General features: G+C 41.4%; 11 protein-coding genes. All 11 read right to left on the reverse strand.

Annotated features, from left to right (window positions below; genetic code table 11):
• On the reverse strand, nucleotides 1-815 hold an 815-nt coding region (locus QZ488_RS19900; protein WP_293752026.1), incomplete at its 3' end, for a transposase.
• Nucleotides 816-971: 156 nt separating this feature from the next.
• A complete protein-coding gene (locus tag QZ488_RS19905; RefSeq protein WP_293752028.1) occupies nucleotides 972-1,352 on the reverse strand; it encodes a hypothetical protein in 381 nt (126 codons plus the stop codon).
• 739 nt (nucleotides 1,353-2,091) lie between these two features.
• Nucleotides 2,092-3,897 (reverse strand): acyl-CoA dehydrogenase, encoded by a 1,806-nt coding sequence (locus QZ488_RS19910; protein WP_293752030.1) that lies wholly within the window; start codon nucleotides 3,895-3,897, stop codon nucleotides 2,092-2,094.
• A gap of 71 nt (nucleotides 3,898-3,968) precedes the next feature.
• Nucleotides 3,969-4,094 (reverse strand): hypothetical protein, encoded by a 126-nt coding sequence (locus QZ488_RS19915; RefSeq protein ID WP_293752032.1) that lies wholly within the window; start codon nucleotides 4,092-4,094, stop codon nucleotides 3,969-3,971.
• A 2-nt stretch (nucleotides 4,095-4,096) separates the two neighbouring features.
• Complete coding sequence (locus QZ488_RS19920; protein WP_293752034.1) at nucleotides 4,097-5,011, reverse strand: alpha/beta hydrolase; 915 nt, start codon at nucleotides 5,009-5,011, stop codon at nucleotides 4,097-4,099.
• The gene (locus tag QZ488_RS19925) at nucleotides 5,012-6,181 is read right to left on the reverse strand and encodes an iron-containing alcohol dehydrogenase (RefSeq protein ID WP_293752036.1); all 1,170 of its coding nucleotides are present in this window, start codon (nucleotides 6,179-6,181) and stop codon (nucleotides 5,012-5,014) included.
• Nucleotides 6,182-6,233: 52 nt separating this feature from the next.
• Nucleotides 6,234-7,004, reverse strand: a complete 771-nt coding sequence (locus tag QZ488_RS19930; protein ID WP_293752038.1) for an SDR family NAD(P)-dependent oxidoreductase — start codon at nucleotides 7,002-7,004, stop codon at nucleotides 6,234-6,236.
• 142 nt (nucleotides 7,005-7,146) lie between these two features.
• A complete protein-coding gene (locus QZ488_RS19935; protein ID WP_293752040.1) occupies nucleotides 7,147-8,067 on the reverse strand; it encodes an SDR family NAD(P)-dependent oxidoreductase in 921 nt (306 codons plus the stop codon).
• Between the two features lie 34 nt (nucleotides 8,068-8,101).
• Nucleotides 8,102-8,566: a MaoC family dehydratase gene (locus QZ488_RS19940; protein ID WP_293752042.1), complete on the reverse strand. Its 465-nt coding sequence runs from the start codon at nucleotides 8,564-8,566 to the stop codon at nucleotides 8,102-8,104.
• 268 nt (nucleotides 8,567-8,834) lie between these two features.
• Complete coding sequence (locus QZ488_RS19945) at nucleotides 8,835-9,029, reverse strand: hypothetical protein (RefSeq protein WP_293752044.1); 195 nt, start codon at nucleotides 9,027-9,029, stop codon at nucleotides 8,835-8,837.
• Entirely contained in the window at nucleotides 9,010-9,279 is a 270-nt protein-coding gene (locus tag QZ488_RS19950) for a hypothetical protein (protein ID WP_293752046.1), read from the reverse strand. Before QZ488_RS19950 ends, QZ488_RS19945 begins: the two co-directional genes overlap by 20 nt.
• Nucleotides 9,280-9,377 lie beyond the last annotated feature (98 nt).

Genomic DNA, 9,377 nt, shown 5'->3' on the forward strand with positions numbered 1-9,377 from the left:
CGTTCAAGAATCGGGTTTTGCTGATGTTCAATGTAACCCGCTTTATCTTCTCGAATACACCTGCCAGTGCAATCCACTAATTCACAGTAATCAATCAAGCTGTAAGCAATGCCTTTTGGCATGTCTATCCTGTGATTACCCACAAAACGCATGAGTTTTCTGGGTTGCTCTCCTTTGATGAGGGCATGAATGCGAGTTTGAATACTGGTGTGTTTTGAGGTTTCGGGTGTGGAGTCCATCTTGGCTCTAATTGGGTTTAAATCTACGTAGGCCATACAGGCTAGTACTGCACTTTCATCGAGTAAAGCTTGGGATTTAAAGCGGCCTTCCCAGAATCTACCCGTGCAGTTGTCTTCTTTGTTTGCTTCACGGGCTATGTGTTCATTAAGGTTACGCATCAGCCAACTGATGTCATATAAACGCAGGCGGTAAATGGATACCGTTTCTTCTAAGCTGATGTATTCACTTTTACTTAGCTTATCTCCTCTTTGATATTTTTGACTTAATAGTGTGCCTTGGTAGAGCCTGTGCCATCTGCGAATAACATCTTCCATTGTCCATTCATCTGCAACATCTTTATCTACACAAAGAACCACATGAGTATGATTGCTCATCACAGCATACGCACAAATATCAATGGAAAACACAGACGCTAAAAATAACAAACGCTCTTCTACCCAGCCACGGCGATGCTCGTAACTTTGGCCTGTGAACTTATCTTTACCACACAAAAACGAACGACGAACACAACGGGAAACACAATGGTAATAAGGGGTATCGATTAAACTGATTTGATTTTTACGTGGTTGAGGCATAACACACCATCCTTGGTTGTTTGAGTACCTTAAAGTATAGAACATAACGGCTGTTTTGTTATCTTTTAAAAATGGGTGTCTTCTTTATCCATTCTTTATCCAGTTTTTGCGCATGCATAAAGTGTGACCTGTGAATATGTCCGCTGCAACGATTTGTTAGGTGTCGTTACTTGCATCGTCTTTGTGGCCCTTAAATACAAACACGATTGTAGCTATAGTACCTAATATCCAGACTACGGTTCTGAGCACGACTACGGCTAGAACTACTTTACTTTCTGAAGATACACCTAAGTTTAGGTCAAACTGCTGTGAAAACTGCACGGCACCCAAGAGCATCAAATATAAAAGCACGGACACGGCTGTATACAGAGTAGCGATAATATACTGAAGTGATCTGGCCAGGCGGTGCCCTGCAAGGTACGAAGCAATAATAACGGCGAATGTAATCGTTATCCAAAGTTCGAACTGCGCGTTGACGCTACCAGTCACTACATCATAAAGCTGGATTAGTTCCTCATTGGTCAGTTCTACATGCATATGGATAACCTCCTAACGTCTTAGTGTTTGTACGGCGTGCTTTTGCCGTATAAACCTGTATTGAACGTGTTGTATACCACGTCTCTAATTGTTGGTTTGATTTATGCTATAGGAATTTGTAATTTTTGCAAAGGTGAGGTGAGTGACTAATTTGTGGAAGATGTTTACGATCACCTGTTTTTTATTCATTATTTTCTATTTCTCACGTCGATTGTGGGCCCTTTTTAATCTGTATTATAGTCAACTGGCAATTCAGACAACAAGTCATCCACCGAATAACATTTTAGGTATTAAATTAGCCATCATGTGCTCTGTTAAATTAAATTCGCCGTTTAAACGATAGACCTCTCCTGTGTTGTGTAGATGAGCCGGTAGTACATTCAATCACACCAACAATAATTCCCCTTGTTTACATTTAGGGCATGCCCAATGATGGCTTCAAGGTTCGGGTGGATAGTCCTTGGCACAAACATCTCCGTAAGGTTTATCGATCGATTGAACTCACAGGCTCACAGCTGCCAGTAAGAGAACTTCTACCTATCGACTGCAAATGGCACTCAGCTGACTATCAAATTTGGTTACGTTCTCTAAATAAAGTGTTTTAGGCTGAACAATGTGACTTCATAAGTCGTTCAATCAGAAATACCAAAAAGGCTTATTTACCAATAAGCCTTTTTAAGCAGTTGCACTAATAACTCACACCTAAAGCCAACATTGACCTTGATTATTTATCTAACAATTACAACCAATCTGGGTGAGTATCAAAGCTAGCACTGTCGATATTTTTCACTAAATTACCCCAATGGTACGTCAGGGGTAACTCGCTATTGAAGAAATATTTCATTGCTTGAATTTTACCGTTATAGAATTTTTCGTCATCACTATGCGGTTCATTTTCAAGGGCCTTTGTGGCTATTTCTGCTTGTCTTAGCCATAACCATGCAATAGTAATGTGGCCAAACATATTCAGATAACTGACAGAATTAGAAAAAACCAAATCAATGTTTTGCGTCTTGGTCGCGCCTAATACGCCGCTTGTCACTTGTTTGAGGTTATCTAGTGCATTTTGTAATTCAACTGCATAATGCTGTAAACCTTCAATCGATTTCACACTATCAACGGTCGAATACATTTCAGTTAAAAATGCCTGGTATCCTTTAAATTCATTCATTGGTACTTTTCGGCACAACAAATCTAAGGATTGAATACCAGTAGTGCCTTCATGGATTGGGTTCAAACGATTGTCGCGATAAAACATTTCGACTGGGTGTTCGTTCACATATCCATGCCCTCCTAACACTTGAATGGCCAAATCATTTGATTTTGGCCCCCATTCTGATGGCCAACTTTTAATGATAGGGGTTAAAAATCCTAATATGGTGGCTGCGTGTTTGCGTTCATTTTCGGTAGGTGCGGTTTTTTCATCATCAACCAGTTGATGTCCGTATAAACATAATGCGTATGCTCCTTCCGAATAAGCTTTTTGGGTCAGTAACATGCGCCTAACGTCTGGGTGTTCTATGATGTTGACCGGCGGTGCTAACGGATCTTTTGCTGAGAGCAAACGTCCTTGAGGACGGCCTTTGGCATAATCAAGAGAGTACTGAAACCCGGTTAATGCGGTGAGTGCTGCGCCTGTTCCTACTAAGATACGGGCTTCGTTCATCATATGGAACATGTACATCAAGCCTTTATTTTCTTCACCTACTAAGTAGCCTACAGCTCCGTCTTGCTCACCAAAACTTAATGCGGTTGAGGTCTGCCCTCGCCCACCCATTTTATGAAACAAACCAGCCAAAGCCACTTCATTGCGCTCAGTAATATTGCCCTCATCATCGACCAAAAATTTAGGCACAATAAATAACGAAATGCCTTTCACACCTTTGGGTGCACCTTTGACTCTAGCCAGTACCAAATGCACAATATTTTCTGAGAGGTCGTGGTCACCGCCCGATATCCAAATTTTATTGCCTCGCACGCGATAAGTGCCATCGTGTTCTTTAGTTGCCGAGGTTGTTAGGTCACCCAGACCAGAACCTGCACCAGGTTCAGTCATTGCCATGGTGCCGAAAAAACGCCCTTCTCGTTGTGGTTTTACCCATTTTTCAATTTGTTCAGGTGTGCCATAAGCTTCAATCAAATTTGAATTGGCATGAGTCAGTGAAAGGTAACCAATACTGGTGCTTGCGGCCGCTGCTAAGTAAGCAGAAGCGCCACTGGCAGCAATCTGCGGTAGTTGCATGCCGCCCATTTCGTAATCTGTGGTTGGGGCTGTTAGTCCAGCTTCAATAACAGCGTCGAGACCGGCTTTAATCTCGGGAATAATGTGGACTTTTTTGCCATCGAATGTGGGCTGATTACTGTCTACTTTTAAACGAATAGGTACATAGTATTTTTCAGCTATGGTCTGTGCAATATCGATTGCCGCATCAAAAGATTCACGATCATGATCTTGATAACGTTCACGAGTCGTTAACGATTCAACATCAAACATCTCATATAAAAAGAATTCAATATCTCGACGATTTAAAATAGGTGCTGGCATTTATAGATCCTCTAACGATTGGTACAGTAAAAATTGAATGGATAAAATTAATAAGTGGTAAAGGCATGCCCTTATTTATTCTGTAATTGTTTTCGTTGATTATTCAGGCTTTTTTCAGTCAGATTGAGTGCTAAGGCTTTGCCAATTCCAGACGCTGCCCCTTTCACTACGGCCACTGCTACTCGATATTGCATCATGTTTACTCAGCTACATTCGAATTAGCATGGTCGATAATGTCGTTGACTATGTTAGGTATCAATTGGGCAGGGAAATCATGCCCCATGCCTGCGTAAACCTTTAGTTTGGCATTGGGTATGGCATTTGCTGTGGCTTTACCACCGGCTAAATTGACCAATCCATCACGGTCACCATGAATAACTAGACTTGGCATATTCAGTTTAGATAATCCATTTTCTCTGTTGCTCGCGGCCATTATTGCTAACATTTGGCGTATTGTGCCTTTAGCTGTGATGCCTCGATGCAACATACTGTCGACGTACTGGCGCAAATCAGCATCAGAAGTTGGATAGTCAGGACTACCAATAACCTGCCATTTATTAACGTGGTATTGCATCCGGTCTTTGTACTCTTTTGAAGCCGGTTTTTGCAGTAAAGTGTTACGAATATGTTTATCAACTGGTGGCAGCTTTTTATAGCCAGTAGTGGACATGATGGAAGTTAATGTTTTTACTCGTTGCGGATGATGGATTGCCATTAACTGCGCTATCATTCCCCCCATTGACGCCCCCACCACGTGCACTTCAGTCAAGTTAAGTACATCCAATAAACCAATCACATCTCGCATCATATCTTCTAGCTGATAAGGCGTGTTTATTAATAGTCCTAATTTTAACTTAGTCATTAACCAGCCCATATTAGGGATAGGCATATCATCAAGTATCTCAGAGCGACCAACATCACGATTATCTAGCAGTAGGACTTGAAAATTAGCGGCCACAAATGCTTCAACCATTGCTTTAGGCCAACCTGTTAACGGAGTACTCAAACCATGAATAAGCAACAGTGTTGGGTGTAATTTACTACCATGTAATTGATACGCAATATCGAGTCCATTAACATTAACACTGTGTTCCCGCAGCTCGTTGTTACTCACTTAATTCGTTCCTTGATGTGCTTGCTGATAGATGTGTATGACATCTTCTAGGGTCACTGGTTTTGGGTTATTGACTAACAAACGTGTTTGTAACATGGCATCTTTGGCTAAGATATTGATATCACTCTCGGCAATGCCCATTGCCTGCAAATTAGCCGGCAATTTTAGTTGTGTAATTAGATCCGCAATAAAACCAATAAGAGCTTGGGCAATTTCTTTTTCACTGCCTTCAAGGCTGATCGCGTTACTGATACTGGGTGCCAGTTCTGCGTACAAGCCTGCAGCATGGCTTAAGTTAAAATTCATCACCTGTACAAGCACTAACGCATTACTCAAGCCGTGAGGAATATGAAAGTGACCGCCCAATGGATACGCTAAGGCATGCACTGCTGCTACCGGTGAATTCGCAAATGCTTGACCGGCCAAACATGACCCAAGCAACATAGCTTGTCGCGCTTCTACGTTAGTCCCATTAAACGTTGCTTCAACAATATTATTTGATAGCAAGGTCAGTGCTTGTTTGGCTAACAAGTCAGAATAGGGGTTTTTCTTGATGGCACTAGTGTAGGCTTCAATGGCGTGCACCATTGCGTCAATTCCCGTTGCTGCAGTAACGTGAGAAGGTAAACCCAACGTTAAACTAGCATCTAACAAAGCCACATCAGGTAAAAGTACCGATGAGACAACTCCAGCTTTTGTGGTATTGCCTGTAGTGACAATAGCAATAGGCGTCACTTCAGAGCCAGTACCAGCCGTTGTAGGTATCAAAATAAGTGGTAAACGTTTACCACGGATCGCATCAACACCATAAATATCAGCTAATTGTTCATCTGAGTTAGCTAACAGGGCCACTAATTTTGCCGAGTCGAGTGAACTGCCACCGCCAAACCCAATAACGCCGTCGATTTGATTTTCTCTGGCGTAAGCAACAGCTGACAGTACGATATGTTCAGGTGGATCAGCTACCACTTGGTCAAAGCAGAAATACGTTTTATCCGCATCTTTAAACGCAGTATCTAGTGATTGCATTAACCCTACATCAACAATGCCTCGATCAGTAATGATCAAAGGCTTAGATATATCAAGGTCGGAGCATATGCCAGCAATTCGCTTAATCGCGCCTATTTCACTAACAATTGATTTAGTGGTCGAAAATATAAAGGGCTTCATGGGTACCTACCTATTCGCAAAGATCCAGATCACAAGTTTTGTTTTTTTAAGTTCAACCGGCATTTGCAATTTGACCGCCATCTAAAACAACAGTGTGACCACAAACGTAATTACTCGCACGAGAGCAAAGGTAAATAGCTGTTCCAGCAATATCAGCAAGCTCACCGGTTTTACGAGCTGGAAGGCTATTGGCAATTTCCTGCTCCTGAGGCATAACATGTTTGGTCATTTTACTGGGGAAAAAGCCGGGGGCTATTCCATTAATATTGACATGACTTGGACGTAGATCGGCTGCCATATGCCGTGTCATTTGAATAACAGCTGCTTTACTTGCCGAATAAGAATAATTATCCATGTGCGGATGAGTGATCCCATTGACCGAGGCGATATTCACGACCCTTGAAGGTTCATCAGCATCTCCCGCCGCACGTAATGCTGGCAATAAACGTTGGCTTAGAAAGAAAATGGATTTCACATTTAAATCCATGACCTTGTCCCAACCTGCTTCGGGGAATTCTTCAATAGGTGCGCCCCAAGTTGCACCGGCATTATTAATCAGTATGTCTATTTTTGGCTCTCTGCTAAGCATCTCGTCTGCAAAAGTTTGCACACCGGCCATGGTTGATAAATCAGACTGAATGGCGATACATTCGCCCAAAGTCGATAGTTCTGCGGCGGTTTGTTGCAACTGCTCAAGTTTGCGTGCGGTAATATAGACTTTCACGCCACTTTCAACAAAACCACGGGCAATCATTGCACCGATGCCACTTGACCCACCGGTAACCACTGCGACTTTTCCGGCAACCGAAAAAAAATTGTTCATATATGTTCCTTGTTGTTTAGAAAATGCCTACCCTTGAAATGTTTAGCATGAGCAACATGACTGATTAAGCTTTGCTCATGTACCCTATTAAAATTTGACTCAGACATATTAATAACCAATCTATTACCTGCTGTGTAGAGCATTATTTAGAGCTTAAATCCACACCCAATGAAACAGCCGCTTTAGCCACATATTTATTGGTTTGCATCCAACCGGCTTTTAGTTCTTCTGCGTTACTTTGGTTTTCAAGGGCATCCCAATTGGCCAATAAATTTTCTGGGGTTTGTTGCTCAGGCGATAAATAAATCCCATCAGTTTCTTTAATGATTGCCCTTGCATATCCCCCTGCCCCACAACCTAAAATAGTCCGATTAGGAGCACTTTGAGCCACTAAAGCTAACAACCCTGTGGTAACAGATTCTACTGTCATAAGTTCCAATACACGTTTGTCTTCAATCAGTTCTTCGGTCATGGCTGTACGCGCTGTGGGAGATAGGCAATTTATCTGAATATTATTCTTTTGGCCTTCGATACATAGCGTGTTCATTAGGCCCACAACAGCCATTTTAGCCGCACCGTAGTTCGCCTGACCGAAGTTGCCATATAACCCTGAAGATGAAGTGGTCATTACAATTCGACCATAGTTTTGTTGTTTCATGATGTTCCATACTGCTTTAGTGCAGTTGGTCGATCCCATGAGGTGTACATCAACAACCAGTTTGAAATCTTCGATGGGCATATTAGCGAAAGATTTGTCTCTCAAGATGCCAGCATTGTTGACTAAAATATCAATTCGGCCCCATTTTTCCATTGCCTGCTCAACCATGGTTTGTACTTGTTGCATATTGGCAACATTAGCACCATTAGCCATCGCTTCACCGCCAGCCTTTTCAATTTCTGCAACCACGGCTAACGAACCTTCAGACATGACTCCGTCTTCTGCGGCCAAATCATTGACCACCACTTTTGCTCCTCTTGCTGCTAACGCCAATGCGTGAGAGCGACCTAAACCAGCGCCTGCGCCCGTTACTATTGCTACCTGATTGTCGTATCTAATTGTCATAAGGTTCTCAAATAATAAATTCTGTGTGTTAAGTCTATGGATTAATGATGGTCATAGTTAACCACTGTGCAGTTAAAGCTGGCTTTTCAACTGAGTCGATTTCAATGGAAACATCCCAAGTAAGCAGAAATTCACCAGGTCTTTTTTCAAGCACATTGGCCAACACCATGTGCCCGCGAATTTTACTGTTGACATTCACAGGGTGTAAAAACCGAATTTTGTCAAAACCATAATTGACGCCCATCAGAGTGTTTTCTAGGTTAATGCCCGCATCGTATGCAACCGCCGACAATAAAGATAGGGATAAAAAACCATGGGCAATAGTGCTACCAAAGGGTGTTTCTTTAGCCTTTACAGGATCAATATGAATAAACTGATGATCGTGGGTTGCATCGGCAAAGTTATCTATTTGCTCTTGGGTGAGAGTAAACCATCGTGACACACCGGTTTTTTTACCTACATAATCAGTTAAGTTTTGTGCTTGTATTGTTATTGCCATAAAAACTCCTCTCTTAATCAGTTATCAAGATGCTTTAAGCCAGTTTTTGCTAATGGATTTTGCCTCTAGTTCAAGAGATCTAATCCAACCATGACTGCACATTCTAAATGTGATAAATAAAACTGAAAAAAATAATAGAGCTTTTTAGGTTAACCAACCAATTAAGTAAAATGATAAACGCCACTAACCATGTGATATAGACGTGTAAAAGAGTTTAATAGCGTGAGGATTAAGTCAGAGCTAATCTAAATAAAGACATAATTTGCTTTTAGAATACATTGGTTAAATAGCGATTTAAGCTACTTCGGGCTTCTAAAGATAGTTTGATCCAACTTACACCTAAAACAAATACATTGTCGTTAAGCTTGGTTTTATTCATGATTTCAGTAGTCGCATTTTCTAGGCATACAAGACTAGAGCCGGTTTTACTAGAAAGTTGTAACTTAGCAGCTTCCTCTGGCAAGTCTTGCGCTATAAATATTTTTGCCCCCCCTTGGGTATTCACGTTTTTCAAGTGCATTAGATTTTTTATAGAGAATACCTGCTAACCAAGAACGTTCAGTTTGAATGGTAAAATCGGCAGGCAATAGACCTTGGTTTTTCATGCCTTTAATATTGAAACCATCCAGTAAAATTAACCAACGGATGCAAGTTGCCATTTTGGATTTAGGCGTGGTTGAAATTTCCAAGTCCTCATTAAATTCATCACTCACTTCCTTATTATTACTTTTAGATAGGCTATGTTTGTATTAACTGTTGTTGAACACTAAACATACTGTTTTTATTGAACTTTTCATCATTGTCCAAATAT

The sequence above is a fragment of the uncultured Paraglaciecola sp. genome (genome assembly GCF_913020055.1).
GTDB lineage: Bacteria > Pseudomonadota > Gammaproteobacteria > Enterobacterales > Alteromonadaceae > Paraglaciecola.

Excerpts from the sequence above, each read along its gene's own strand:
- QZ488_RS19905 (WP_293752028.1), bottom strand. The coding sequence starts at position 1,352 with ATGCATGTAGAACTGACCAATGAGGAACTAATCCAGCTTTATGATGTA.
- QZ488_RS19910 (WP_293752030.1), bottom strand. The coding sequence starts at position 3,897 with ATGCCAGCACCTATTTTAAATCGTCGAGATATTGAATTCTTTTTATAT.
- QZ488_RS19915 (WP_293752032.1), bottom strand. The coding sequence starts at position 4,094 with ATGATGCAATATCGAGTAGCAGTGGCCGTAGTGAAAGGGGCAGCGTCT.
- QZ488_RS19925 (WP_293752036.1), bottom strand. The coding sequence starts at position 6,181 with ATGAAGCCCTTTATATTTTCGACCACTAAATCAATTGTTAGTGAAATA.
- QZ488_RS19930 (WP_293752038.1), bottom strand. The coding sequence starts at position 7,004 with ATGAACAATTTTTTTTCGGTTGCCGGAAAAGTCGCAGTGGTTACCGGT.
- QZ488_RS19935 (WP_293752040.1), bottom strand. The coding sequence starts at position 8,067 with ATGACAATTAGATACGACAATCAGGTAGCAATAGTAACGGGCGCAGGC.
- QZ488_RS19940 (WP_293752042.1), bottom strand. The coding sequence starts at position 8,566 with ATGGCAATAACAATACAAGCACAAAACTTAACTGATTATGTAGGTAAA.